We start from the raw sequence: 26872 nt of genomic DNA, 5'->3' as shown, positions 1-26872 counted from the left end.
GCGCCCGCGTATAACCCGCGGAACTACCGAGAAGCTGTAAGCGAACGGTAAGCCAGATCACCGACAATGGAGCCGGGCGGTCAAGAACGGACGCCGGACGGGAATGGAGATCTGTGTCCGGCGCACCACGCGGGGCGAGGGTGCCCAGTGAGGACATGGTAATGATCTTGGCTGGCGGAACAGTGGTGGATCGCGTCATCGGCCACGCGGTCCTGACCCCCGAGCGGCAGGCGGCGGTGTTCGTCTCCGGACCGGACGACCCCCGTCCGGCCGAAGCCCTCTCGTACGCGGAACTCGACCGCGCCGCCCGCGCGGTGGCCGCGTACCTGCAAAGCCGGATCGACCCGGGTGACCGCGTCCTGGTCCTGCACCGGCCGGGGATCGAATTCGCCAAGAGCTTCGTCGGCTGCCTGTACGCGGGCGCGGTGCCGATCGCCTGCCCCATGCCGGACGGTTCGGGGCACCACCTGGCGCGGGCGACCGGGATCGCGCTGGACGCCGGTCCTCGTGTGGCGCTCACCGATCCGGCGCACCTTCCGATCGTTCACGCGTGGGCCGACCAGGACGGGCTCGGCCGGATCGGCTGCCTGTCGAGCGACGGCACGGCGGACCTGACCTCAGCGCAGTGGAGGCCGCCCCGGCGCACCGCACGGGACACCGCGTTGCTGCAGTACACGTCCATGGCAGGCGGCGATCACCGAGGCGTGGCGGTCTCGCACTTGAACCTGGCCGACAACGCGGCGACGGCGGCGCGCCTCCTGGGCTGGGCGCCTGGCACCCGGTTGTGCAACTGGTTCCCGCTCCATCACGCCGCCGGCTTGATCGCCTTCCTTGAGGCGCTCTTCCTCGGGGCCACCACGGTGCACCCGGAGTCCACCGGGTTCGCCCGGCGGCCGTACACCTGGCTGGAGGTCATCGACCGTTACGGCGCCGACGTCGCCATCGCGCCCGACGCCGGCTACGAGCTGTGCACCGGCCAGGTGGACGACGAGGAACTGGCCCGGCTCGACCTGTCCCGCTGGCGGCAGGCGGTCGACATCGGACGGCCGGTGCGCGCGAAGACCATCGGTGAGTTTTCCGAACGCTTCGCGGCGGCCGGGTTTCGTCCGGAGGCGTTCGTGGCCGGGTACAGCCTGGCCGAGGCCACCATGCTCGTGACCGGCGGTCCCGCCGGCAGGCGGCCGCGGGTGCTGCCCGTCTGCGTGGAGAGCCTGCAGCGCGGGCGCGTGGTCGAGGTCGGCGGCGAGGCGGGCGGGCTGGAGCTGGTCGCGCACGGGACCGTGGACGAGGACGCCGTCCGGATCGTCGACCCCGCCTCCCGGAGGGCGCAGCCGGCGGGGGTCCTCGGCGAGGTGTGGATTCGCGGCGCCGGCGTGGCCGGGGGCTACTGGAGCTCGGACCCGGGGAGGAGGCCGGTCTTCCAGGCGACCACGGCCAGGGGCGAGCGCGGCTTCTTGCGGACCGGTGATCTCGGCGCCGTCCACGCCGGCGAGCTCTACATCGTCGGGAAGCTGGACGAGCGCCTCGTCATCGGCGGTCGCGTGATCCATCCGGAGGCGATCGAGCAGCAGGTCCGCCGGCTGGGCGGCCCGCCGGCCCGGCGGATCCACAAAGTGTTCACGATCCCGCTGCCGGACGGGGAGATCGCGGTGGTCCTGGAGCTGGACGGCGACGCCGCCGATCCGGAGGACGCGACCCGGTTGACGAGCGCCGTGCGGGCACGGCTGGTGGGCTACCTCGGGCTGCCGGTCGCCGATGTGGTCATCGTGCCCTGCGGCACGCTCTGCGGCCTTTCCGAGGGCGGGCTGAGCCACGAGCTGATGTGCCACCTGTTCGCGGCCGACGCGCTGGGGCCGGTGCTCGAGGAGCCGGGCCGTGCCGATGCCCCCGCCCGGTACCAGGTCTCCACCGGCCGCCTGCTGGACCTGCGCCGGTAGCGCCCTTGGGGGGGGCTCGCGCTCTCAGCCGGTCTCCAACGTCAGGTCGGCGGGGCCGAAGAGCCGGTTCAGCGAGGCCCAGCGTTCCTCCGTGGTCTCGTCCCGAACCGCGAGGTCGAGGGCCACGGCGCGGATCAGGGCGTGGAAGGCGTACCGGGCGTGGTTCGGCGACCGGCCCTCGCTCACCACATCGAGCAGCCGCGCGTCGACGAGCTGCTCCGCGAGTTTCCGCGCCCGCGTGATCGTCACGTCCAGCACGAGCGCCACGGTCCAGATTCCGAAGCGGGGCAGGTCCAGCAGCGCCAGGAGCCGGAACGCCCGGCGGGCCGGTTCGGTGAGGAGGTGGTAGCTCTCCTCGATGCGGCCCCGGACCTCCAGGTCGGCGAGGGCCAGTTCGTCCAGGCGGCTCCGGCCGTCGGCGAGCGAGTCGGCGAACGAGCCCAGGGACCAGTGCGGCTTGGCCGCCAGCCGGGCGCCGGCGATGCGCACCGCGAGAGGCAACCGGTCGCAGAAGGCCACGATCCGCCCCGCGGCCTCGGACTCGGCCGCCACCCGCGCCGTACCGACGATCTTCCCCAGCAGCCCCAGTGCCTCGGCATCGGTGAACATGGGCAGATCGACCAGCCTGACCCCGTCGATCGCGGTCAGCCGCGGCCGCGTGGTCACGATGGCGGTGCTTCCGGGCCCGGCCGGCAGCAGCGGCCTGAGCTGCCGCTCGTCGGCGACGTCGTCGAACACCACGAGGAGCCTGCGGCCATGGGCCGTGCTGCGGAAGAGGCGGACGCGGGCGTCGAGCCCGTCGGGCGCCTCGCGGGCGCCGACCCCCAGCCACTGCAGCATCATGCCCAGCACGTCGGCGGGATCCGCCGGGCGTGGCCGAGATCCCCGCAGGTTCACGAAGAACTGCCCTTCGGGATAGTCCCCGAGTGCGCGATACGCGGCCTGCACGGCCGTCGCCGTCTTCCCCACTCCGGCGGTGCCGGTGATGACGACGCGGGGCCTGGGCTCCTCCCGGGTGCCTGAAGCCAGCAGCGTCTCGATGCGGGTGAGCTCCTGCCGCCGCCCGGTGAAGTCGGCGATGTCCGGCGGCAGATGGGCGGGCCGGACCTCGGCGCGGACCTCGGCGCGAAGCTCGGCCCGGGCCTCGGCGACGGCAGGGCGGTGTTCCCCGCGGCGCACCGGAGCCGCCAGGGAATCGTCGGACGCCAGGATCTTCCGATGGAGCGCCTCCAGCTCCGGTCCCGGGTCGATGCCCAGTTCCGTGCCGAGGACCCTGCGGTACTCCTGATAGGCGGTGAGCGCATCCGCGAGGCGACCGCACCGGTACAGCGCGAGCATGAGCCGGCCGCGCAGCCGCTCCCGCAGCGGATGCGCGGCCACCAGTCCGATGAGCTCGGCTATCAACTCGTCGTGCCTGCCGAGGGCCAGGTCGGCCTCGATGCGGTCGTCCAGCGTGGCGAGCCTGGACTCCTCCAGCTGAGGGCGCCAGGCGTCGCCGAGGAACTCGGTGACACCGGACAACGCGGGGCCGCGCCAGACGGCCAGAGCGTCCCGGAGAGCCTCGGCGGCCTCCGCGGCGCGACCGGCCGACCACGCGGCCTGGCCACGGGAGGCGTGCCGTTCGAACTCGGCGAGGTCCACCCGGATGGCGTCGGTCACCATGACGTACCCGGGGGACTGCCTGCGGATCTCGACGGCCGGGCCGAGCTGCCGGCGCAGCCGGGACACATAGGTCTGGATCTGCGCCTCGGAGGTGGCCGGCGGCCGGTCACCCCACAGCATCTCCGTGAGCCTGTCGTCGGAGACGACGTGCCCGCGGGCCAGCACCAGCATCGCCAGGACCGTCCGTACCTTGGCGGCGCTCAGCTTGATCCGCCCGGTGGCGGTCCATGCCTCGACCGGGCCCAGCAACCGGAATTCCATGACCTCCCCTGGCGAGTGCGGCGAAGCAGGTACGTTTTTACGCTCGTGGTCTGATGAGCCACCGGGACGGTGAAAGAGATCCGGCGGAGCCGGGCAATGCTCGAGGGAGCGATCGATTTTCTCGGGGCCGCAGGACGGCCAAGCCCTTTGATTCGTGCGGCCATCCGGGCCGTTCAGCTCGATGACCGGCACTGTCAGTGCGCAATCGGTCACATGTCAGCGGCGCCACGCCTTCGTGAACTCCCCGGAAAGGCCGTCCATCATATGCCCCTTCATTCCCGCGGGCCGCCGTGGTTCGTACAGTACACCGCGCCCGCAATCGATGAAAGCGTCGACGAGGCCGTGAAGGGCGTAGTCGTAGGGTCGTCAATGATTTCGATCTGCTCCCGAGAATGACTCGCAGTGAGGCGGCAATGACTCACGTGGGGGTCGCCGCTCCGCGCGCGGTCACCGGCTCGCTTACCTGGGGCGACGGGTCGAAGCGGAGGTCATCGCCGTACCGGCACCAGATACCGGCCGGCCTCCGAGCTCCCCGCGTGCCCGGCGTCTCGGGACGGTCGCCCTGCGGTCCGAAGGCCGCGCGAGGCGCCGGATCCGATGGCGGCGGACCATGGCCGAACACGCCGAACAAAGGCATGCGTCGATTATCGTCCTGCCGTATCCCGGTCGGCATTCGGATTCTCCGATGGCGGGCTATACTCCAGCTATACAACCGCCGCCATTGCCGGTAGGTGGACGGCGGTGTACTCAATTGAGACTAGAGTCGATGGCCCGACCGGCTTGCAAAGTGATTGGCCGTCGGTTCTCATGATTCCTATGCGCACTGATCGACTGCCGGCGATCATGGATCCTCAGCGGTGGCGGAACAGGGCGACCACGACGCGGGACGCGTTGCTCGCCGTCGCCGCGCTCGCATTGGGTTACCTTCTGTGGCGGGCCGAAGCCTTTTTTCTGGGGCCCGGACCGGTCGACCCGGCGTGGCTCGTCCCGCCCTTGGTCCTGGCCTGCGGGTCGTTGCTCCTGCGCCGGACCAGGCCCCTGCTCGGGCTGGTGCCGGCGGCGATCGCCGCCGCCGGCGACATGGCGGCCGGGCCGTCGCTCCTCCCCGTGCTCATCCTGAGCGACCTGATCTACAACGCGACCCTGTACGGATCCGCGCGCGCGGTGCCTTGGCTGACCGGCGGAGGCTACGCCGCGTCCGGGCTGGCGGCGCTGGCCGTCCTGGTGCGCACGGAGTCCGTCCGGGACGCCCTGCTGACCGCGATCGTCACCTACCCGGTGCTGGTGTGGCCGTCCGCGACCGCGCTGATGGTCCGCAGGCACCGTGAACGCGCCGAGCGGGCGCAGCGCAGGGCCGGGGCGGAACGCCGCAGGTCGGTGATGCGGGAGAGGGCCCGGGTGGCGGGTGACCTCCACGACATCGTCGGCAACCACCTGAGCGCCATCGCGCTGCAGTCCACCGCCGCGATGGCCACCGCCCCGCGCGACAACGAGAAGCATCTGACGGCCCTGGTGGAGATCCGCCGGAGCAGCCTGGAGGGGGTCGACGAGATCCGCCGCATGGTCGCGGCGCTGCGCACCGACGGGCGGGGCCCGGAGCCCGCGTCCGCGTCACTCGACCTGGCACGGTCGCTCATGGAGCGCATGCGGCGCCTGGGGTCACCGGCGCGGCTGCGGACGGTGGGCACGCCCGCCGAGCTGTGCCAGGAGGTCGAGACGGCCGCCTGCCGGATCATCCGGGAATCGCTCACCAACGTGCTCAGGTACGCCTGCGGGGCCGCCGTCGACATCATCATCGCCTACCTGCCGAACCGGCTGGAGATCATAGTGGAGAACGACCTGGCCGCCGCGAACCCGGACCTGGCGCTCGGCGGCTCCGGGTTCGGCCTGGTCAGCATGGGCGAACGGGCCGCGCGGGTCGGCGGGAGGTGCACCGCGCGGCGGCGCGGGGACCGGTGGCGGGTGCACGCCGTGCTGCCGCTGAACGAGGCCGGCCGGGGCCCTTCGGAACTTTCCCTGTCGGGGGATTGGCTGTCATGACCATGCGTGTTCTCGTCGTCGACGACCATCCGGCCGTCCGGGTGGGGCTCACCATGATCATCAATTCGGTCGCGGACGTGGAGGTGGTCGGCGAGGCCGTCAACGGCGAGCAGGCCCTGAAACTGGCGCAGACGCTCCGGCCGGACGTGGTGCTCATGGACATCCGCATGCCCCTGCTGGACGGGATCGCCACCACCCGGCGGATGTGCGCGCTGGGCGTCACCAACATCCTTCTGACCACGGCGTTCGACAGCGAGGAGTACCTGTTCGGGGCACTGCGCGCGGGGGCGGCCGGATTCATCCTGAAGGACACCGACGCCGACTCGCTGATCACGGCGTTGCGATCCGTGGCGAACGGGGACGGCGCGCTGTCGCCGAGCGTGACGCGGCGGCTGATCGCCGACTACGCGACCCGGCTGTCGCCGCCGGAGGCGCGGGAGCATCAGGCGAAGGTGCTGGAACCGCTCACCGCACGGGAACAGGAGGTGCTGGCCTGCATCGGCCGCGGCCTGTCCAACCGCCAGATCGCCACCGCACTGGAGCTCGCCGAGAACACCGCCAAGACGCATGTCAGCCGTGTGCTGGCCAAGCTCGGGCTGAACAGCAGGGTGCAGGCGGCCATCCTGGCGCAGGAGCTCGACCTGACCTGACGTCCACGGGCGCCGCACCGAGCGAGGATCCGCGACGGGCTCGGCGGCGCCGGCGCACGAGCCTCAGGCGAGCTTCATGCGCGCTTCTTGAAGGCGCGCAGGGACAGCGGGGCGAACACCAGGGAGATGCCCACGCCCCAGGCCAGGGCGATGACCGCGTGGTCCATGACCTGGCCGCCCACCAGCAGGCCGCGCATGGCCTCGCCGAGATGGCTGACCGGGTTGTTGTCCATGACCCAGGCGACCGGCCCGGGCACGCCCCGCGTCGTCGGGATGAACGCGGTGCTGAGGAGGCTCAGCGGAAAGATCACCACAAGGCCGAAGATCTGCACCTTCTCCGGCTCGCCGACCTTCAACGCGATGTAGACCGGCGTCCAGGAGAACAGCAGGACGAAGGCGAGCAGCAGCGCGAACGCCGGCAGCAGTGCCGCGACCGAGGTCTCGATCCGGAAGCCGATGGCGAAGCCCACCGCCAGGAGGACCAGCATCGACCAGGCCTGCCTGGCCGTGTCGGCGACGATCCGGCCGGCCAGGGGGGCGATGCGGCTGATCGGCAGGCTGCGGAACCGGTCGAAGACGCCCTTGGCGATGTCGCTGTTGAGCCCGAAGCCCGTGTTCAACCCGGCGAACAGCGCGTTCTGCGCGATGATCCCCGGGACCACCACCGGCAGGTACGCCTCGACGCTGCCCGCCATCGCCGGTCCGAACACGTAGGCGAACAGCAGCACGAACATGATCGGCTGGAAGCTGAGATCCAGCAGTTCCATCGGGTTGTGCTTGATCTGCACCAGACTGCGCCAGGCCAGCGTCGCGATGTTGCGCGCCGCGGTGGCCGGGGACACCCGCCGCGGCAGACCGGTCCGGACGCCGCCGCGCCCTTCCGGCTCCCTCACGCCGCGGCCCCTTCCCCGTCGGCGGCCCCGGCAGGCCGGCCGGGTCCGGCGGCGACGCGGCCGGCGTGGTGACCGGTGAGGGCGAAGAAGACCTCGTCCAGGCTCGACTTGCGCATAGAAAGCTCGGTGAGGACGACCCCGGCCTCGTCGAGGCGGCGGACCAGGGCCGGCATGATCGCTGGGTCGCCGATCCCCACCGCGACCAGGCCGTCGCGGACCTCGGGGGCCGCGCCGGCGAGCTCCGCCGCGATCCGGGCCACGGTGCCGGCCTCGGCCTCGTGCCGCGCGCGCATCTCCAGCACCTGCCCGCCCACCCGGGCCTTGAGGTCGTCGGACGTGCCGTGCGCGATGATCCGGCCGCGGTCCATCACGATGATGTCGTCGGCCAGCCGGTCGGCCTCCTCCAGGTACTGCGTGGTCAGCAGCACCGTGACGCCCTCGCCGGTCAGGCCGCGCACGATGTCCCACAGTCCGGTGCGGCTGCGCGGGTCCAGGCCGGTGGTCGGCTCGTCCAGGAAGAGGAACCGCGGGCGCCCGACCAGACCGGCCGCCAGATCGAGGCGGCGGCGCATCCCGCCGGAGTAGGTCCTGGCGGGGCGCTCGGCGGCCTCGGCGAGCCCGAACCCCGCCAGCAGCTCGGCCGCGCGGGCCTTGGACGCCCTGCGCGGCAGGCCCAGCAGCCGGCCGATCATGACCAGGTTCTCGGTGCCGGTCAGCATCTCGTCGACCGCCGCGTACTGCCCGGTCAGCCCGATGAGCCGGCGCACCTGGTGGGCCTCGCGGACCACGTCGCGGCCGTCCACCCGGGCGCTGCCCTCGGTCGGCTCGATGAGCGTGGCCAGGACCCGGGTCGCGGTGGTCTTCCCGGCGCCGTTGGGGCCGAGCACGCCCAGGACCGTTCCTGCCTCCGCCGTGAACGACACCCCTGCCAGCGCCAAGGTCCCCCCGAAGCGTTTCACCAGGCCGTCGACCTGGATGGCGTAGGTCATGCGATCTTCGGCGCGTTCCGGGACTGCTCGACGACCTTCCGGTTGTCACCCATCTGCGTCGTCGCCGCCCCGGGCATGGCGCCGGCGAAGGCGGGGCACTTGGCCGCGGCGGGCGGCAGGGTCGCCGGATCCACCCCGGCCGCCACCTCCCCCCGGCCCGGCCCGACCCGTCCGGCCGCCGAGCGGAGCCCGTCCAGGGAGAACCCGTACAGGCCGGCCGCGTTCCCGGCGAGCATGGCCGCCGTCTCGTCGACGGGCACGCCGGCGAAGGCGAACCGCATGGCCTCCCGCGAGTAGGGGAAGCTCGCCTCGACATGCGGGTAGTCGCTGCCCCACATGATCTTGTCGACGCCCACGAGCTCCCTCTTGGCGGTCTCGCTCGGGTGCAGGAAGCTCGCCCCCACGTAGCACTGCCGCTTCCAGTACTCGCTGGGGCGCAGGGACAGCTGATCGATCACATGCGACCCGTGATAGGTCACCCCCTCACCGGCCAGCCCGGAGGGGGTGCGCGCCGAGTCGAAGAACCGGTCCATGGACTGGAGCAGGGCCGGGATCCAGCCGACCCCCACCTCGGTGAACACGACCTTGAGCCCGGGATACCGTTCGAGCACGCCGCCCAGGACGAGGTGGCGCAGCGTCCGCTGGTCCCACCACTTCATCTCCATGAGGAAGAACATGTCGTCCTCCCGGCGGTCGCCCGTCCTCGGCCCCGAGCCGCCGCTGTGGCAGTTGATCGGGATGCCCAGCTCGACGCAGGTCTCCCACAGGGGGCCGTAGTGGTCGTGGTAATAGAGCGGTGGCAGGCCCGATCCCGGCGGCGCGCCCGGAAGCACCACCCCGCCGCGCAATCCCGAGTCGACGGCCGCGCGGATGTCCTCGATCGCCGCGTCGATGTCGTGCAGCATGACCTGGAACACGCCCGAGCGGCGCCCCTTCGCCATGGCGCAGAAGTCCGCCAGCCAGCGGTTGTGTGCCTGCAGCCCCGCCCGTCTGCGGCGCAGCTCCTCCGCGTTCCGCACGGCGGCCTGACCGCTTGCCAGGGAGGCGGTGGAGAAGAACGGCGGAACGGTGTTGGGGAAGAGGACCTCCGCCACGATTCCGTCCTGTTCGAGATCCCGCAGCCGGCGATCGGAATCCCAATTGCGGGAGCCCTCCTCACCCTTCATGTCCTCATAGGGAACCTCATAGGCCGCCGCCCAGCGATCGAACTCCTCGTGATAGGACGACTCCAGATAATCCCTGTACCCGAGGACCGGAGCACCGCCATGGCAGTCCACCGAGATCACGATGTGGCGGTCGTCTGCTGTGACCATGAACGCATCCTTTCCGAAGGGAACGGCGGGGGCGGCGGGGTCATGCCCGCCGCCGCCCCCACCGGGCGGATCTCACATCAGACCCGCGCGTAGACGAAGGTGAGCCCGTACTCGAGGTCGGCCGACTCGTCCAGCTCCTGCACCTCGGTAACCTCCGCCTGCTGTGCTTCCGCCGTCTCGGACTGCATGGTCCACGACTGGTCCGGAATGTTCAGGTTGCGCATTGATCGTTCACCCCCTTTCCCTGTCGGAACGTCTTGGGACATCGCCATGGGACATCTCGAGGAGACATCTCATGGACGCCGGTGGCGGCCCGTCAGAGCGACGGGCCGAAATGATGGGTCGCCGCCGCGACCACGAAGTCCATATGGGCACCGGTGATCCCATCGCCGAATCCGATGTGCACCGGCCCCGCCCCTTCGTTGAGCTGCGAATTGAACGTCCAGTCCACGTGCGGCAGGACGTGCTGGTTGGTGCCGAGCCCCAGCTCGAGGGCGTGCAGCCCGTACGCGGGGTCGGTCACCTCGCGGAGCGCGTCGGTGAAGTCGTCGCCGCCGGCGCGCACGTCGGCGAGCACACCGCCCCTGAGCCGCAGCACGATCGGCGCGCGCCGGTTGAGTTCACGCCGGAGGTCGTGCGCGGCCCGGATCCGGGCGTCGCCGGCCTCGTCGAACCGCGGATCGCGGGCGGCCAGGACACCCGAGGCCACGGCCGTGCCGTCGATGGTGAAGGGACGCGGCCGGTCCGGCCTGGGCCGGGCGGTGAGGGCGATCTCGCAGTAGCTCCCCACGCCGACCCACTGCCCGGTGGCGATGGCGGGCGAGGCCCAGGCGTCGATGCTGAGGTCGTCCGAGAGTGAGCAGACCAGGTGTGTTCCGGGTTCCCCGGCCGGGCAGGGGCCCGTCGAGACGAAGGTGATCGGGTCGGGCCGGCTCCTGAGGTCGTCGATCCACCGGCGGGACCGCTCGCAGGCGGCCCCGTAATCCGTGAGCAGCGTGAGCCGCAGTGTGTAGAGGGCCGCGTCGAGACCGGTGTCGAAGCTGGCGATGGGGACGAGCAGGACCTTGGCTTCGCGGAAGCGCTTGCGCAGCTCCTTGCTCAGCAGGACGTGCCGGAGGAAGAGGACGACGTTGGCCCCGGCGGGGAGCTCGCCGGCCTCGGCCAACGGGATGCTCGAGAGCCCGTACCGGGAGGCGGCCCGGAGCAGCGCCTCGTCGTCGCTCACCGCGTGGATTTCTCCGTCCGGGAAGACGTCGCGCAGTTTCCCGGTCGAGACCGCCGCAGAGTCGCCGTGCCCGCCGCCGGACGCAGGATGGTCCTTCATTGCACCCCACTCGTCTCGCAATTCGATGAGATTCTTGCCCGGATGCTCAAGGCAATAATGCGCACCTCCCCGAGCACTGTCAAGACACATTTCTCGGCCAGTTTCCGGACCGCTCGAAGGGGCGTGAGAGGGACTTTCGTCACGGGTTGATCCGACGCGTTCTCCCTGGTCAGCGCCTTGTCTGAGCCGGAATGAGTACATGAATTACCGCAAAATAAGTAGAGCCGTGTAACCGGTTTTCAGTACTGCGATGCGTCGGCCGTCCAGGAAAAGGAATGACCGAGGGTAGGCCATTTTCTGGCCCCGCGGCCGGGGGCGGCTCGCACGCGGCCGTCGGCCGGCGGGCGGGCACGACGACGTGCTGGTCCGCACCCGCAGGGACCCGGCGACCAAGGCATGCGCGGGTTCGGATCAGCCGGATCCCGGCAAGCGGGCTCCGTGCGGCCACGGCTCGGTGCCGGGCGGCTCGGCGCTCATCGCCTCGCCGTTGGCCTCGGCGATGGCCGTCGCGGCCTGCCGCGGAGCCACCCCGCCGGCCGCCGCGGCGCGCATCATCCGGCCCACGAGGTCGTCCATCGACTCGTCGATCTTCGCGAACGCCGACTCCGCGGTGGGCGCGATGTCGCCGAACAGCGTCCACCACCACCAGGCGTTGGCCGCGGAGTTCACCGCGAAGTCGGGCAGCACCACGACGTTCCGCCCGGCCAGCGCCGCCTCGGCGCCGGGTGTGACCGAGGCGTTGGCCGCCTCGGCCACGTACCGGGCGCGCACCCGCTCGTGGTTGCGCTCGTGGACGGCCCACGACACGGCCGCGGTCACCAGCACGTCGGCGTCGACGTCGACCCACGCGTCCCCGGGCAGCTCGCGGTCCCCGGGCGACAGCCGATCGCGGTTGATGCCGCCGTGCACGGTGCGTGCCCGCAGCATGGTCTCGACGTCGAGCCCGTCCGGATTCACCACCAGGCCGTCGGCGTCGGTGATCCCCACCACCCGCAGGCCATGGCGCGCCAGGTACCGCGCGGTGGCACCGCCCATGGAACCGAACCCCTGGATCACCACGCGGGTGTCCGCCACGCGTTCCCCGAGGTGCCGCAAGGCCGTCGTCACCGCCCGGGCCACGCCGTAGCCACCGGTCAGATCGCCGAGGCCGATCTCGTCGACGGTGACGGCGAACGCGCCCGCCAGCCGGCGCAGCCCGGCGTCGGCGCCGTCGGGCACCTGCGCGAGCGCGGCCTCGACCGAGCTGCGCAGGCCGATCTCGGCCATCAGGCCGTCGATGGTGGCCTGCCGGACGCCCAGATCCTCACCGGTGGCCCAATGGTGTTCCAGCAGCGGACGCATCGCGGCGAAGTACCGCTTGAGAACGTTCCGCGCCTCCGGATGCCGCGGATCCAGGTCGATGCCGCCCTTCGCACCGCCGAACGGGTGGTACCGATCACCGGGGCGGAAGACGACCATCTCCTTCAGCGACATGACCCGGGCCAGGTCCGTGACCTCTTGCAGGGTGCACCCGGAGCGCATGCGCACGCCGCCGCTGGCGACCCCGCGCCGGAGCCGGTCCACGACCAGGTGACCGACCACGCCTGTGACCTCGTCGGTCCAGGTGATCCGCAGGTGCGGCGCGTTCACCTCGTCGGTTCCGCTTCGGGCTGTTCGGCGCGGGCGCGCGCGACGCTGTTCCATGCCCGGCATGATCGTCGCTCGTCCCCCATTCGGCAATGGTCCGGAATGAGCAAGCGACTCGTCATTCGGCGCCCCCTGACGGTCGATCCGTAATCATTACCGAGGAGCGGCGTCATACTTTCGATGTACGTCGGGCTTGGTCCTTGTGGGGCCCTCTCGAAGTCCTTGACGTCCCAGCATGGGCATATCAGCATGATTGGCAGGAATATGTCGAAGCCCAGGCTGATCGCGCGCGGCGCGATCCACGGCGAAGCCGAGGGCGGGGAACGCGCCATGAGGATTCTCTGCGGCACGGACACACTGATCATCCGCCGCTCCCACGTCGCAGGCCACATCGGAGGGCGCGGCCCACGCCGGGGCGCCGCCGCACACACGGAAGGTGGGCACAGCACGTGGTCTTCAGCTTCATCGTGGCCAGTGAGATCGGCTTCTGGATCATTCTCGGCGCCGGCCTGGCCGTGCGCTATCTGCTCGGCCGGCGGCGGCTCGGCGCGGTGCTGCTCGCGGGTGTTCCGCTCCTCGACCTCGTGTTGCTCGTCGCCTCCTACCTCGATCTGCGCGACGGGGCGACGGCCGGACCCGAGCACGGGCTCGCCGCCGTCTACATCGGCTTCTCCGTGGTGTTCGGCCCGAGCGTCGTCCGGTGGGCGGACGAGCGGTTCGCGCACCGGTTCGTCGGCGGCCCGCCTCCGCGCCGCCCGCCCGAGTCGGGCCAGGCCCTGGTGCGCTACGAGTGGCGCAATTTCGGCAAGGCGTGCCTGACCTGGATCGTCACCTGCGGGCTGCTGCTGGCGATCATCGTGTTCGTCGACGACCCCGACCGCACCGCCGACCTCTGGCCGTGGATCAGGTCCATGACCGTCATGCTGTCGGTCTGGGTGATCTGGCCCATCGTGGCGTCGCTCACGACCGGCGGCGACGAGGACGATTCCGCGCAGGAGCAGGCCGGGGAACGGCCGCCACGGTGAAGCGCCGCTCGGCGGCGTGATGACCACGCCAACGCCGGTCGGTGCGGCCGCGCACCGGGGTGCGGACTCGTCCGGCCCGGTCGCGATGGTGTTCAACTGACCGCTCTGAGCACTAGAACGCCGGGTGCGCGTTCAGGCGGAGCGTCGTTCCAGCTCGGCGGCGAGCGAGTTCAGGCAGGCCGCGGACGAACGCACCACCTCCGCCACCATCATCGCGGCGTGCGGCGGAACGCGGTCGGCGATCTCCGTGCACCTTTCCGCGCCGGCGACCAGCGAACCCAGCCAGCGCAGCAGTTCCCGGCCCGAGTCGCTGAAGCGCAGCGCGGGATCCTGCCGGAGCTTGGTGATGAGGATGTGGGGTTGCAGCGGAACGGTCCGGGGGGCGGCCACGCCGTTCCGCTTCTTCTCCTCCCTCTCCGCGCGCTGCCCGGCGGGCACCGGATCCTCGCCCTTCTCGAGCCTCTTGCGGACGTCGTGCGCGGTGGCGGGCGAGATCCCGGCGGCCTGGGCGATCTCCCGCAGCGAGGCACCTGGGCGGGCCCGGATCACCTCGCCGGCGTGGCGACGCCTTTCGGCCGGGTCGAGCGGTCGCGCCTTGCCGTCCCGGCCGATCCGCGTGGCCGGCTGCCGTTCCGGCACGCGCTCGCGCAGAGCGCCCACCGTGGCGGTCGAGAGCCCGGTGGAGGCCGCTATCAAACGGTCCGCCCAGTGCGCGTGCGTTCGCAGGATGCGCTCGGCCGCGGCCTTGCGCTCGATCAGCGTGAGGGGCATGCCGTGCGCGATGTTGGCCTTCACCGCGGCCACGAACACGGCCTCCGGCCTCCCGTCAAGGAACCGCGCTTCGATGCGCCGGTCGCCGCGCAGCCGGCACGCCTCCAGCCGATGCAGCCCGTCGATCACCGTCATCGTCGGCCGGTGCACCAGGATCGGCGGCAGCGGCCCCTCGATCTGGGCGAGCGTCCTGACGTGTTCTTCGTCCAGTCCCTCGAGCCGCGGGGAGTCCCCGGGCCTCAGTGTGTCGATGGGGATGAGCTCGGTCAGAGGTTGTGTGAGGGAAACGGCTTCTGTGGTCATTTCGTCCTCGACGTCGGTCCGTACCGGATGAAGGCGTCAAACGCACCATCGCCGCGGCGGGCATGCCCTGTGCCGGTCCCGCTTCGTCGTGACCGCTTAAGGCCAGCGGGCCATCGTCATGCCGGCCCCATCCTCCGAGGACGATCGCGCGTGAAGGCGGCCGGCGCCTGACGCGTGATCGCACTTCAGCGGCGGATCAGGGCGAATCGGGAGCAGGGGCTTCGGGTCGGGAGCGGTTCTGGCCGTCCGGCTCGGCGGGGAGGTCTCGGGACATCGGCAAGCGTCGAGGAACCGGCGGCTTCCGCGGCCCCTCGCGTTCGATGAATCGTCCTCGTGCGGTCGGCCCGTGGCGCCGACCTGCACTGAACCGTCGAACTGCCGACCACCGTCAGGGCATTATCATATATAGCCACGGATTGCAAAGTTTCCACTCTTTGTTTGACCTGACCGGAACGGGCTCCGCCCGGATGTGCGACCTTGATCGGAAGCAGTGCGCCGGTCTAATTTTTGCAAGGTCATATCGGGCTGTCATGACCTCCATTCGGATGTCAGCCGAACGGGGGTCTTGACAACGGTCTCCGTTTCTGGAAGACGCGTCGGTCATCCGGAACCGGTCAGGCATGCTCCGGTACGGCTCCGACCGGTCATCCGCACATGCGCGAAAGATCTTCCGGATGTGATGAATGCCTGTACCAGGCCTCCGGCGAGTCCCAACGGACGGACCGCGGCCTGCGCTGGGCCCCTCCGACTACGCTCTGGCGCGCACCGTTCTCCGGTTCGCGATCGCGCTGCGCTGCGGCGGAGTGGCGGCGGCGTGCCTCGCCGCCCTTCTGGACGACGCCACCGGAGTCTCCCGCGGATGGCAGGCCGCGGCGCTCGGCGTGATGGTGGCCTGGGCGGCGTTCTTCACCGCGGTCGCCGTCCGCCGCGGCATCGGGCCGCCGCTGATCGTCTGCGACGCCGCCCTGGTGACGTCGGTCATGCTGCTGCAGCCGCGGCTCGTCTCGGTCTCGACGGTGGTCGACGAGACCACCTGGGCCATCATGCTGGCCAGCACCGCCATCTACGTCTCGCAACTCGCCCTGCGCCCGGTCGCGGGGCTGCCGCTCGCCGCCCTGGTCATCGCCGCCTACATGATCGGCGTCCCGGCGGAGACCAGCCAGATCCGCATCCTGTTCGTCCAGGCCGCGGTGGTCAGCGCGATGATGTGGCTGCTGCGCCGCGGCGGGCGGCGCGCCGACGCCATCGTCGCGGAGCGGGACCGCGAGCGGCATCGGGCCATGGCGGAGGCGGCCCGCAGGGCCGACGAGCGGCAGTACCGGGTGCAGATGCACGACTCGGTGCTGGCCACGTTGACGATGGTCGCGTCCGGGGCCGTGCGCGCCGGTTCGCCCGGCCTGCGCGAGGTCGCCCGGCAGGCGCTGGAGATCCTGGAGACCTACGCCTCGCCCCCGCCCCTCGCCGACGGGCCGCTGATCGACGTGGTGGAGCGGCTGGAACTGCTGGTCGCCCGGATGCGCCCGGCGATGTCGGTCGATCTCGCGGTCGCCGGGTGGCGCGGATCCGACCGGCCCGCCCTCGAGGTTCCCGAGCCGGTCGCCCGCGCGATCGTCGACGCGACCCGCGAGGCGCTGCGCAACGTCGCGGCCCACGCCGGGACGCGCCGGGCATCGGTGCGCCTGGAGCGGTCCGGTGACAGCGTCAGGCTGCACGTCGTCGACCACGGCCGCGGGTTCGACCCGGCCCGCGTCCCGGCCGCGCGGCACGGCATCAGGCACTCGATCGTGGAACGCATGGCCATGGCCGGCGGAACCGCCACCGTCCAGTCGCGCCCGCGCAAGGGAACCGTGGTCACGCTGCGGTGGACCTGTGGCTGAGACCTCGTCGGCCGACCCGTTCGCCGTGCGTTTCCACCGGGCGTTCGACGTGGCCACGGTCATCGCGGTCGCCCTGTGGCAGGTCGTCGCCGTCGGCGCGGCCCTCCTCGACTACCACGACCTGTACCGGTCCCCGGGCCTGGCGGTGGCGGTGTGGGGCGCCCAGCTCCTGATCATCGCGTGCGGCGCGGGGTCGCTGCTGCGCAGGAGGGCGGCCGCCGCGACGACCTGGACCCTGGTCGCGGTGAACCTCGCCACCGGCGCGGCGATGGCCGCCAACTGCCCCGCACCGCTGCAGCTGCAGACCAACTGGGCGTGGACCTCGGTCGGCCTGATCGGCGTCCTGCTCCTGCTGCATCGGCCCGTGCGCGAAGTGGTCGGCCTGCTGGCGGCGAACGCGGGGATCGTCGTCGTGACGTTGACGGCGGAGGGCGGCATGGACCGGCACGCCTTCGCCGGGGTCGTCACTCTGCTCTACGCCTCGGCCAGCATCCAGCTGGCCCTTATGGCCGGCGCCAGGGTGTTCCGGTTCAGTGGCGGCATGGCGGCGGCGGCCGCGGCCGAGCGCTGGGAGATGGCGACGCGTGAGACCGTCATCGCCGAGGTCGCGGCGGCCCGGCAGGAGCGCTACCGGGAGGCGCGAAGGCTGATCGCCGATGTCCTGCGCGGCCTGGCCGACGGCACCGTGGACACCGACGACCCGGACGTCCGGCACCGGTGCGCCACGGCCGAGGCCATGCTGCGGCAGTTGCTGGCCGAGCAGGACGACGTCCCCGACCCGCTGCTGCGTCTGCTGAGGACGGGCATCGACGAGGCCATGCGCCGCGGCGCCGTCATCGATTTCGCCCAGGTGGGCGAGGCGCCACCGATCGGCGAAGAGGCCGCCGCGGCGCTGGCCGAGGTCCCCCTGGCCGTGCTGACCGGTGCCCGCGGGCACGCCCGCGTCACCGTGGTGTCCGCCGAGACCGGGCACGTCAGCGTCTCCGTGCTCATCGACGGTGACGTCGCGGTCCCCGAGACCGCCGCGGCGCGGGGGATCACCGTCACCACCGACCGCGACAGGGACATGCTCTGGGTGGAGGCCCGATGGGACGCGCCGTGACCGTCGCCGTCATCGACGACCAGGACGTCGTGCTGTCCGGCGTCCGGACCTGGATCGCCGAGGACCCCGGCCGCCGGGTCGAGATCGTGCACGTCGGCACGGATCCCGACGACCTGCTGGGCGGACCCGCGGCGACGGCCGACGTGCTGGTCATCGACCTCCGCATCAACGGCGAGCTGGTCTTCGACCGGATCGCCGAGCTGGCCCGGCAGGGCCGCCGCATCGTCGTGTTCTCCCAGCACACCGAGCACCACGTCGTCCACCGCGCCGTGACGGCCGGGGCCCGCGCCTACATCACCAAGGAGAGCAACGAGGGGCGGCGCCACCTCATCGAGGCCATCCTGGCGGTGGCGGCCGGCGAGACCTACACCACCCCGTCGCAGGCGGGCGCGATGCTCGCCGCCACCGGCCGGCATCGCCCCAGGTTCTCCGAACAGGAGCTGCGCAGTATGCGGCTGTGGCTGGGCGGTCTCACCCATGCCGGGGTCGCGCGCCAGATGGGGATCAGCGAGCACACCGTCAAGCAGTACCTCGAACGCGCTCGGGACAAGTACGCCAAGGCGGGCCGGGAGGCGTCGACCAGGATCGACCTTTACCGCGAGGCCCTGCGCGACGGCATCGTGGACAGCTGAGAGCCCGTCAGAGGGTGTCCCAGAAGTCGCATTGGTGGGCGGTGCCGAAGGCGGTGTCGACGGTGTCGCCGTTCGGATGCAGCCGGAGGACGGGGTCGCCGGCCTTGTAGCGGGGGAACCGCGGACCGCCTTGGGCGCCGGGGGAGCCGGTGCGGGCGAACGCCGACCAGTAGCCGATCATTCGCGCCGCCAGCCTGTCCTGCGCCGGGGTTCGCCGGCCCGCGGGGTTGAAGACCCCCCAGAGATAGAACAGGTCGGTCTGGTGGAAGGCGCCGAGCGGGAACGACGGCCGGACGATCAGTTCGACGGGCACCCCGGGGTCGGCGAACTCGTAGACATAGGTGGGCACCCGTGGTGCGATCGCCCGGTTCCAGCGCCGCTGACCGCACGCGAAGCCCTGGTCGGTCAGCAGGGCCGACAACGTCGAGGCCGGATGCGGACGGGCGCCGGAGGGGTAGCGTCCGAGCACCGCGTCGGCGGCGGCGCCGAAGGCGCCGCGCACTCCGGCCTCGTAGTCCTCCGCGGTGAGCCGCTGCCCGATCGCGTCGGTGGCCTCGTACACGTAGATCGCCGATTCGTTGGCGGTGGTCCCGGTCAGCACCGGCACGCGGGCGAACCTTCCGCTGCGGAAAGCGGTGGCCGGGTCGAGCGGGAGCGTGCGCCCGCCCAGCGCCGGACTCCAGGTCTGGCTCGCCTGTGCCCGTGCCAGGGCGGCGACCGGCTTGGCGCGCAGGCAGGCGGCGGCGTCGGTGGTGTCCGCGCAGCCCAGTGCCTGCGCGAATGCCCGGCCCTGGCCGGCCGCGGCGTCGGCTGGACGGGTCTCGCAGGCACCGGCGCCGTATACGCCGCTCTGCGAGATCGCACGGTGGAACAGCCCACGCGCGGGGGGCGAGATCATGTGCGTGCAGACCGACGCCCCGCCGGCCGACCAGCCCGCGATGGTGACGTTCCCGGGGTCGCCGCCGAAGGCCCTCGCGTTCCGCCGCACCCAGCGCAGCGCCGCCTGCTGGTCCTGGATCCCGTACGCGCCCGAGGAGCCGCCGGAGTCGAGCGCTTCGTGGGCCAGGAACCCCAGCGCGCCGAGCCGGTAGTTGATGGTCACGATGGCGGCGCCGCCCTGGACGGCCATGTCGCGTGGAGCGAAGTCGGCGCCGGCGCCGAAGGCGTACGAGCCGCCGTGGATCCAGACCATGACGGGCAGCGGGCGACGGACGCCCGCCGGCCGCCAGACATTCAGGTAGAGGCAGTCCTCGGCCTCGGAGGCGGGCTTGCCCGGCCGGAAGTAGACCGTTGACTGGGCGCAGTCCGGTCCGGCCGTACCGGCGTCCCGGACGCCCCGCCAGCGGTCGGCGGGCCGCGGCGGTCGCCAGCGCAGGTCTCCGACCGGCGGAGCCGCGTACGGAATGCCCGAGTACTCGATCACCTCGCCGTGGTCGACACCGCGCACGGCACCCTTGTCGGTGTGGACGACGGTGCGGCCAGGACGCGGTGCCGCGGCGGCGGACGGGGTCAGCGCGGTCGCCGTCAGAGCGAGCGCGGTCAGGACGGTCAGGACGGCGCGCGGGAGGGGGCGAATGCACACGTTCAATGGCATGTCCCCGGCCTATCCCGACGGAAAAGCCAGATCAATATATCAATTGGTATATGCCTGTCGATTGGCGCCGCCCATTGGTCCCCACGGGCGCGGAGCGGCCGCACCTCGTGGATTTCGGGCAGGCGGGTAAATTCTCCTGGCGTGGCCGCGAGTTTCCGGGCGGACCGCGACCGGGATCCGGAGAGCGAGGGATGATGGGCACGTATGTCGTCGTCGGGGCCGGTCTCGCCGGTGCCGCGACCGCCTGGCAACTGGCCCGGAGGGGCCACGAGGTGACCGTCCTGGAGCGCTCGGTGCCGGCCAACGGCGAGGGCAGCTCGCACGGATCCGCACGGATCTTCCGGTACGCCTACCTCGACCCGTTCTATACCCGGCTGGTCGTCGACGCGCGGGTCGAGTGGGATGAGCTGGAGCGTTCGGCCGGCGAGCGGCTCATCAGCCCGACGGGCTCGCTCGACTTCGGGGCCGGGCGGGACCCGGCGGCGCTGGCCGCTGTTCTCGGGAAGCTCGGTGTCGAGCACGAGCTGCTCACCGGCGCCGAGGCGGGCGCACGCTGGCCGCGGTTCGGTTTCGACGACGGCGCCGGCGTCCTGTGGCATCCGGCCGCGGGCGTGATCGACGCCGAGACCGCGGTGTCGGCCATGCTGCGACTGGCACGGGCCGACGGCGCCCGGGTCGAGACCGGCCGGCCGGTGGCCTCGGTCGAGCGGGTGGGCGCCGGCCACCGCGTGGTGGGCTTGGACGGGCGCACCGAGGAAGCCGAGAAGGTCATCGTCACCGCCGGCGGCTGGCTGCCCGAGCTGCTCGGTGACCTCCCCCTGCCGAAGGCGTTCTCGGCAGGGTTTCCGCGGCTCCAGGTAATGCAGGAGAACGCCTACCACTTCCCGTACCGCGATGTCCCGGAAGGGCCGTGGCCGGCGTTCATCCACAAGACCCCGGCCATGCTGGTCTACGGCCTGCCCGGCGGGCGCGACGCCGCCCTTCCAGACGGCGGGGCCGGGCAGAAGGTGGCCGAGTTCAACGGCGGCAGACCGATCCGGAGCGCGGCCGCGCAGAACGGTGAGATCGACCCGGCCAACCGTGAGCGGATCACCGCGTACGTCCGGCGGACCCTTCCCGGTCTCGTCCCCGAGCCGTACGCCGAGACGACCTGCCTGTTCACCAACACCCCCACAGAGGACTTCGTGATCGACGGCGTTGACGGGATCACCGTCGCCTCGCCCTGCTCGGGGCACGGCGCCAAATTCGCGCCACTCCTCGGCCGGATCATCGCCGAGTCGGCATCGGGCGAGCGTGCGGCCCCGCGGCGGTTCCGCGTGGGCGCCTGACCTCTCCAACATCGTGGCGGACTGCTCTCCGGCATCATCCGGGGGCGTCGGTGGCGCAGTGTCCGCTAGAGGCCTGGGAGGACATCCGTCGGGGCCATGCAGGGTATGCAGGTCGATGTGAACGACGCCGAGTTCCGCCGGTTCATCGCGCATCTGCGGGAGCGCCGTATTCCGGCGAAATATCTGTACGCCGGCAGCGCGGCCGCCTTGCACGCCAGGTTCGCGATCGAGTATTCGGAGGAGTATGTCGACGGGCGGGTCGATCACGAGATCGCGACCCTGCTGGCGGCACAGGGTGCTGCCGGACCGCCTCGGCAGATCTGCGATATCGGGCCGAGCAACGGGGCGCACACTCTGCAGTTCTTACGGCGCTATGGTGAGATGGGCGGTCAGGTCACCCGCTATCTCGGACTTGATTTCAGTGAACCGTTGCTCCGGGTGGCTCGGCGGCGTCTCGAATACGTTCTCCCGGCCGAGCACGCCTTCGGGCAGTGGGATGCCGAACTGCTGCCCTCCGAACGTATCGAGTCGTGGCGCACCGACGATGTCGTGCTCATCTGCTTTCTTGGAAACACTCTGGGGAATGTCGATGACCCGGTCGGGGTGCTGCGGAATCTGCGTTCGAGCGTCCGGGAGGGAGACCGTCTGCTGCTGGGGGTCTATGCCACGCCGGTCGCGGAATCGGCCGGCGATGCGATGCGGACGTACACGCATCCCGCGGTGCGCCAGATGATCAAAGAGCCCCTGACATGGGTGGGGGTGACGGATGAACTCTTTGACTTGTCCGTGGTCCATGAACCAGGTGCGATCCATGCTCGGATCCGTCTGCGGGAGTCCATCGTCGTCAAAGGAATCCGATTCGAGGCGGGCGAGGAGATCCATTGCTTCACTTCGCGGCGGTTCGATGCCGGGCTCGTGGCGGACCTCCTGCGGCGGTCCGGGTGGGAACTGGAGCGATGGACGCGCGAAGGCGCGATCGATCACCTGGTGTCGCTCGCCCGGGCGGTCGGCTCGGGCCGGGCGTGAGCGCTCAGCCGACGGTGCCCTGAAGATGGGCCACGACGTCGCCGATGGTGGCGAACGTCGTGATCTCGTCCTCCGGAAGCTCGACCGCGAAGCGCTCCCGCACCGTCGCGAAGATCTCGAGCAGGTCGCTGCCGGCGAGGCCGAGGTCCTCCCCGAGCCTTTTGCCGAGACCGACCTCGCGCAGGGGCACCCCGATCTCCTCATGGAGGATGTCGGCGATGCCGTCCAGGATCTCCTGCTCGCTCAGAGCCACGGATGCCCCTTCCGGTCAGGATGAAAATGGTATTTAGCGCATTGAAGAGTGTTTGTCCGGACTCGTCGGACCCGTGGTGCTGGGTACGATCCATGTTCGTGGGGCCCAAGGATCACAGGTCGATATTCTCGGTCGGAATCGATTATCACGATAGTGCCCACGACCATCTTCCGTATGCCGTCCGGGACGCGGCGGACCTGGGCGCGTTCATGGCCGAGAGCGGGTTCGCGCTCTCGGCCGAGTGCCTGAATCTGGCCCAGGCGTCGGCGCGAGAGATCACGGATCGGATCGAGGCGTGGTCGGACGGCATCCGCGAACGCGGGCCCGGGGCCGGCGTGATCCTCTATCTCGCGGCGCACGGCCGGTTGCACAATGGACGCCACTACCTCCTCTCCGTGAGCAGCCCGCCGCGGCCGCCGTATTTCGGCAGCAAGGCGATCGGCGTGGAAGAGATCGTGCAGTCGATCCTCAACAGCGGGGCCGCCGCGGGACTCATCCTGCTCGACACCTGCTACTCCGGGTTCGCCGCCCAGGAGATACAGCAGGCGCTGGACAGGGCCGCCGCGGTCCAGGGGGTGCCAGGGATGGATCTCGCCGTCCTGGTGCCCTCTTTGCACCATCAGCGGTCATATGGAGGGTTGTTTGTTGAATGTGTGCTCGATTCGCTCAAAAGCGGGTCGCGGGGAGGTCATTGGAAGGACGGTGATAGATATGTTACATTGTTTGAGATGCGCGAGGAATTGAGGCTCCGGTTGGCCGATGACCAGTGCGCATATGTGGCCGGCAGGGACGGTCTTAAGATCATTCCAAATCCGCGCTATCGCGTGGACGCGGCTGATCGTGCGGTGGAGTTGGGAGTCCTGCTGCGGAATCTCCCGGCCACGGAGCGTGAACACTTCCTGCGGAAGGCGTCGAGCACCGACGCCGGCGACGTCGGCTGGTTCTACACCGGCCGGAAGGACGCCGCCCGCACGCTCACCGACTGGCTCGAGCGAAACGATGGCGGTGTCTTCGCGGTCACGGGCGCTCCCGGGTGCGGCAAGTCGGCCTTCCTCGGACGCATGGCCGTGATCACCGATCCCGGGTCGCAGGCCGCCTGCCGTGCGCTGGGCCTCCTCGACGCGGGAGCCCCTCCGGGGCCTCCGGTCGGCACGTTCGACGCCTTCGTGCACATCAAGAACCGGCGCTCCGACGACGTGGCGCGGGATATCGCTCTGCAGCTCGGGATCGACCTGACCGACTCGTCGAGCCCGGCGCGCGATCTCGTCGCCGATGTGAGCGACTCGGGACGGCGGGTCACCGTCCTGGCGGACGCGCTGGACGAGTCGGAGCACGGCGAGGAGGTCTTCGTCGCGCGGGACGTCCTGCGCTCGCTGGGGACGCTGCCCGGCTGCAGGGTCGTGGTGGGCACGCGGCGCGACACCGACGGCCGCCATGCGGTCCCGGCGGACGACGCCGGTCCGCTCCTGGAGACCTTGCGCCCGCGCAGCGTCCCCTTCGAGATCCTGGACCTCGACGATGAGGCCGGCACCAACGCCGACATCGCCCGTTACGTCGACGAGCGTCTCGCCGATCCCTCGTCCGCGGCGCGCTGGGGGCGCCCCGAGAGGCGCAGGGCCGCCGCGGTCGAGGTCGCCCGCCAGGCCCAGGGCGTCTTCCTCTACGCCCGCTTCGCGGTTCGGGTTCTCCAGGGCTTCGGCGAGCGCGTCGTCGAGGATCCGCGGTGGCGCGACCGCCTGTCCGCGGCGGTCGGCGACGAGGGAATGAACGGTGTCTTCGCGGAGGACCTGCGCCGCTTCCCCGACCCGGTCCTGATCAAGGAAGTGCTCGCCCCGCTGGCGTTCGCGCGGGGGAAAGGGCTGCCGCGGCGGCGCGTCTGGCCTGAGCTGGCCAGCGCGTTGAGCAGCGTGGGGCGCGCCTACTCGGCGACCGATATTTCCAGGACGATCAGGGAGGCGGGCTGGTACCTGACCGAGGGGACCGAAGACGGTGAGGCCGTGTTCCGCCTGTACCACCAGGCCATCGCCGACTACTTCCGGGAGGAGATGAGACGTGGACGGCGAGCCGGAGACGGAGGCGGTGATCGTTGAGCGCCTGCTGGCGCTCGCGCGGTCCGAAGGCTGGGAGAACACCAGCCCGTACATCACGCGCTACCTGGCGTCTCATGCCAGCGCCGCGGGAAGGCTCGCGGAGCTGGCGTCCGACTTCGGCTACCTGGCCGTGGCCGAGCCGGAGGTCCTCTCAGCCGCGCTCGGCACGGGACTCGAGCGAGGGATGCCCGATTCGGCGCGGTTGTACCTGCGCTGCGCCCATCTCATGCGCCGGCTCGACGTGCCCGAACGGAAGGCGCTCTTCGAACTGACCGCGCAGCAGCAGGGGCTGAGCGGGCTCGGCGTCGACGAGCCGGATCACGTCCGGTGGTGGCCGCGATGGACGCGTTACACGCCGACTCCCTATCACCGTGTTCTGGAGGGGCACCTTGGGGAGGTGCGCGCCGTGGCGTGCACGTCCCTGGACGGTCGCACGGTCGCTGTCACCGGTGCGGAGGACGGCACCGTCCGGATCTGGGATCTGGAGACCGGAGCGGCGATCCGCCTCCTCGAAGGGCATGACGGCGGTGTCCAGGCCGTGGCCGTCTTCACCCGTGACGACCGGCCGTTCGCCGTGTCCGCCGGCGACGACGCGACCCTGCGTGTGTGGGATCTGCGGTCCGGTGGGGCGGTCGGCGTCCTCGAAGGGCATTCCGGACCGGTCCGGGCGGTGGCGGTCACGACCGTCGGCGACGGCCCTGTCGCGGTGACGGGCGGCGCTGACCGGACGGTGCGGACGTGGGACCTCGAGACCGGGTCCGTGGTGCATGAGATGGAAGGGCACACGCGGGGAGTGCGTGCCGCCGCGGCCGGGGTGGTGCACGACCGGTTGGTCGCGGTGACCGGCGGGGCCGATCGGACGGTGCGGACGTGGGATCTGGTCGACGGCCGGCCGCTGCTGGTGATGAGCCACCGCACCGGATGGGTCCTGGGGGTGGCCCTCGCGCGGCTCGACGGGACGCCCGTGGGCTTGAGCGCCGGTGACGACAGGGTCCTCAGGGTGTGGGACCTCGAACGCGGAACGGTTCTGCGAACGTTCGAGGGGCACGGCCACTGGGTGCGTTCCGTCGCGGTCCAGCCGGACGGTCCCGTTGCGGTGACCGGAGGCGCGGACCGTTCCGTCCGCGTCTGGGACCTTTGCACGGGAGCGGAGACGCAGACCATGTCCGGTCATTCCACGGGCGTCCGGTCCGTCGCCGTCGCCGAGGTGAACGAGCGTCCCGTCGCGGTCAGCGTGGCGGACGACCGCTCCGTCCGCGTCTGGGACCTCAGTGCTTCGCTGGCCGCACGGGACGACCACGGTGCCGACTGGGTCCTGGGGGCCGCCATGGCGGCGGACGGCGATCGCCTGTACGCGTTGACCGCCGGCACCGACCGTGTCGTCAGGGTGTGGGACCTCGCCGACGGCACCCTCGTCCGGGAGATGAGGGGGCACACGGGCTGGATCGGCAGGATCGTCCCCACGGTCGTGGGGGGTCGGGCGGGCGTGGTCACCACGGGGGCCCACGGCGAGGTCCGGGTCTGGGACCTGCGGCGCGGGACGGAGATCCGCAGGATCCCCGGGCATCTGTCATCGGTCCTGGCCTGTGCCGCGGCGGTGGTCGACGGGCGTCCGGTCGCGGTGACGGCCGGGAACGACGGCACGGTGCGGGTCTCCGGGCTCGACGACGGAGCCGGGCGTCATGTGATGGCGGGGCACGAGGGGGGTGTCCGGGCGGTCGCGGCCGGGGAGGTGGCCGATGGACCGGTCGCGGTCTCGGGAGGCTCGGACGCGACCGTCAGGGTATGGGACCTCGGGACCGGAACCGAGACCGCGACGCTCTACGGCCACACCGGGTGGGTCAGGGAGACGGTCGTCATCCCCGAGTGCGATCTCGCCCTGTCGGTGAGCGACGACATGACGGTCCGGATCTGGAATCTGGTGACCAAGGAGCCCGCGGGTGTGTTCACCGGCCACACCGCGGCCGTGTACGCGGCGGCCGGCGGAATGCTCGGAGGGCGGCCCACCGCCGTGACGGCGGGCGACGACGGAACCGTCAGGGTCTGGAACCTGGAGAACGGCGAGCAATGGAGTATCCCGCTCGCCGGATGCTATGGACTCGCCCTCCGTGATTCGACCGTGGTCGCGGGCACGCATTTGGGTGTCAGCGTCATCGACCTGAAGTGATCCGGGGGA

At 71.1% G+C, this 26872-nt stretch carries 21 protein-coding genes; 11 read left to right on the top strand and 10 right to left on the bottom strand.

What is annotated here, in order from left to right; genetic code table 11:
- The first annotated feature begins 167 nt into the window (after positions 1 to 167).
- Complete coding sequence (locus ACZ466_RS11125) at positions 168 to 1937, top strand: AMP-binding protein (RefSeq protein ID WP_378287139.1); 1770 nt, start codon at positions 168 to 170, stop codon at positions 1935 to 1937.
- A 24-nt stretch (positions 1938 to 1961) separates the two neighbouring features.
- On the opposite strand, the gene ACZ466_RS11120 is transcribed toward ACZ466_RS11125, so the two are convergent.
- Positions 1962 to 3860 (bottom strand): AfsR/SARP family transcriptional regulator, encoded by a 1899-nt coding sequence (locus tag ACZ466_RS11120; protein WP_378287140.1) that lies wholly within the window; start codon positions 3858 to 3860, stop codon positions 1962 to 1964.
- Positions 3861 to 4874: 1014 nt separating this feature from the next.
- Here ACZ466_RS11120 and ACZ466_RS11115 point away from each other — a divergent pair.
- Both ACZ466_RS11115 and ACZ466_RS11110 read left to right on the top strand, forming a co-directional pair.
- Entirely contained in the window at positions 4875 to 5900 is a 1026-nt protein-coding gene (locus tag ACZ466_RS11115) for a sensor histidine kinase (RefSeq protein WP_464043378.1), read from the top strand.
- Complete coding sequence (locus tag ACZ466_RS11110; protein WP_378287143.1) at positions 5897 to 6550, top strand: response regulator; 654 nt, start codon at positions 5897 to 5899, stop codon at positions 6548 to 6550. Before ACZ466_RS11115 ends, ACZ466_RS11110 begins: the two co-directional genes overlap by 4 nt.
- A gap of 74 nt (positions 6551 to 6624) precedes the next feature.
- On the opposite strand, the gene ACZ466_RS11105 is transcribed toward ACZ466_RS11110, so the two are convergent.
- The 6 genes from ACZ466_RS11105 to ACZ466_RS11080 all read right to left on the bottom strand — a co-directional run bounded on the left by ACZ466_RS11105 (position 6625) and on the right by ACZ466_RS11080 (position 12752).
- Entirely contained in the window at positions 6625 to 7443 is an 819-nt protein-coding gene (locus ACZ466_RS11105; RefSeq protein ID WP_378287144.1) for an ABC transporter permease, read from the bottom strand.
- A complete protein-coding gene (locus ACZ466_RS11100; protein WP_378287145.1) occupies positions 7440 to 8432 on the bottom strand; it encodes an ATP-binding cassette domain-containing protein in 993 nt (330 codons plus the stop codon). The genes ACZ466_RS11105 and ACZ466_RS11100 overlap by 4 nt, the downstream gene beginning before the upstream one ends.
- Positions 8429 to 9745, bottom strand: coding sequence for an amidohydrolase family protein (locus tag ACZ466_RS11095; protein ID WP_378287146.1), 1317 nt, complete (start codon positions 9743 to 9745; stop codon positions 8429 to 8431). Before ACZ466_RS11095 ends, ACZ466_RS11100 begins: the two co-directional genes overlap by 4 nt.
- Before the next feature lie 77 nt (positions 9746 to 9822).
- Complete coding sequence (locus ACZ466_RS11090) at positions 9823 to 9969, bottom strand: hypothetical protein (RefSeq protein WP_378287147.1); 147 nt, start codon at positions 9967 to 9969, stop codon at positions 9823 to 9825.
- A gap of 92 nt (positions 9970 to 10061) precedes the next feature.
- The gene (locus ACZ466_RS11085; RefSeq protein ID WP_378287148.1) at positions 10062 to 11069 is read right to left on the bottom strand and encodes a hypothetical protein; all 1008 of its coding nucleotides are present in this window, start codon (positions 11067 to 11069) and stop codon (positions 10062 to 10064) included.
- Between the two features lie 411 nt (positions 11070 to 11480).
- The gene (locus ACZ466_RS11080; RefSeq protein ID WP_378287149.1) at positions 11481 to 12752 is read right to left on the bottom strand and encodes a Glu/Leu/Phe/Val dehydrogenase dimerization domain-containing protein; all 1272 of its coding nucleotides are present in this window, start codon (positions 12750 to 12752) and stop codon (positions 11481 to 11483) included.
- 392 nt (positions 12753 to 13144) lie between these two features.
- On the opposite strand from ACZ466_RS11080, the gene ACZ466_RS11075 reads away from it, so the two are divergent.
- On the top strand, positions 13145 to 13720 hold the full coding sequence (locus tag ACZ466_RS11075) for a hypothetical protein (protein WP_378287150.1): 576 nt from the start codon (positions 13145 to 13147) through the stop codon (positions 13718 to 13720).
- Positions 13721 to 13852: 132 nt separating this feature from the next.
- Here the strand turns inward: ACZ466_RS11075 and ACZ466_RS11070 are convergent, their stop codons facing one another.
- Positions 13853 to 14794, bottom strand: coding sequence for a ParB/RepB/Spo0J family partition protein (locus ACZ466_RS11070; protein WP_378287151.1), 942 nt, complete (start codon positions 14792 to 14794; stop codon positions 13853 to 13855).
- Between the two features lie 803 nt (positions 14795 to 15597).
- Here ACZ466_RS11070 and ACZ466_RS11065 point away from each other — a divergent pair.
- Genes ACZ466_RS11065 through ACZ466_RS11055 form a run of 3 tightly spaced genes read left to right on the top strand, consistent with a single transcriptional unit; the run spans position 15598 to position 18405 of the window.
- Positions 15598 to 16671, top strand: coding sequence for a sensor histidine kinase (locus tag ACZ466_RS11065; RefSeq protein WP_378287152.1), 1074 nt, complete (start codon positions 15598 to 15600; stop codon positions 16669 to 16671).
- Positions 16664 to 17773 carry a hypothetical protein gene (locus tag ACZ466_RS11060; protein WP_378287153.1) on the top strand — a complete coding sequence of 370 codons (1110 nt, stop codon included), beginning with the start codon at positions 16664 to 16666 and terminating at the stop codon, positions 17771 to 17773. The genes ACZ466_RS11065 and ACZ466_RS11060 overlap by 8 nt, the downstream gene beginning before the upstream one ends.
- A complete protein-coding gene (locus ACZ466_RS11055; protein ID WP_378287154.1) occupies positions 17758 to 18405 on the top strand; it encodes a response regulator in 648 nt (215 codons plus the stop codon). Before ACZ466_RS11060 ends, ACZ466_RS11055 begins: the two co-directional genes overlap by 16 nt.
- 7 nt (positions 18406 to 18412) lie before the next feature.
- On the opposite strand, the gene ACZ466_RS11050 is transcribed toward ACZ466_RS11055, so the two are convergent.
- Positions 18413 to 19999, bottom strand: a complete 1587-nt coding sequence (locus tag ACZ466_RS11050) for a carboxylesterase/lipase family protein (RefSeq protein WP_464043370.1) — start codon at positions 19997 to 19999, stop codon at positions 18413 to 18415.
- A 191-nt stretch (positions 20000 to 20190) separates the two neighbouring features.
- Here ACZ466_RS11050 and ACZ466_RS11045 point away from each other — a divergent pair, with 191 nt between their 5' ends.
- Positions 20191 to 21327, top strand: coding sequence for an FAD-dependent oxidoreductase (locus tag ACZ466_RS11045; RefSeq protein ID WP_378287156.1), 1137 nt, complete (start codon positions 20191 to 20193; stop codon positions 21325 to 21327).
- 105 nt (positions 21328 to 21432) lie between these two features.
- Positions 21433 to 22353, top strand: a complete 921-nt coding sequence (locus ACZ466_RS11040) for an L-histidine N(alpha)-methyltransferase (protein WP_378287157.1) — start codon at positions 21433 to 21435, stop codon at positions 22351 to 22353.
- 4 nt (positions 22354 to 22357) lie between these two features.
- Here ACZ466_RS11040 and ACZ466_RS11035 read toward each other — a convergent pair whose 3' ends face one another.
- Entirely contained in the window at positions 22358 to 22606 is a 249-nt protein-coding gene (locus tag ACZ466_RS11035; RefSeq protein ID WP_378287158.1) for an acyl carrier protein, read from the bottom strand.
- A gap of 98 nt (positions 22607 to 22704) precedes the next feature.
- Between ACZ466_RS11035 and ACZ466_RS11030 the strand changes: the two genes are divergently transcribed.
- Together ACZ466_RS11030 and ACZ466_RS11025 are read left to right on the top strand one after the other, a co-directional pair.
- Complete coding sequence (locus ACZ466_RS11030; RefSeq protein ID WP_464043367.1) at positions 22705 to 24696, top strand: hypothetical protein; 1992 nt, start codon at positions 22705 to 22707, stop codon at positions 24694 to 24696.
- Positions 24659 to 26863, top strand: a complete 2205-nt coding sequence (locus ACZ466_RS11025; RefSeq protein ID WP_378287160.1) for a WD40 repeat domain-containing protein — start codon at positions 24659 to 24661, stop codon at positions 26861 to 26863. The genes ACZ466_RS11030 and ACZ466_RS11025 overlap by 38 nt, the downstream gene beginning before the upstream one ends.
- Positions 26864 to 26872: the final 9 nt, after the last annotated feature.

Source organism: Actinomadura rugatobispora (assembly GCF_055379765.1).
The sequence above is the reverse complement of the archived record's forward strand: the minus strand, read 5'-3'. Positions and strand labels throughout refer to the sequence as shown.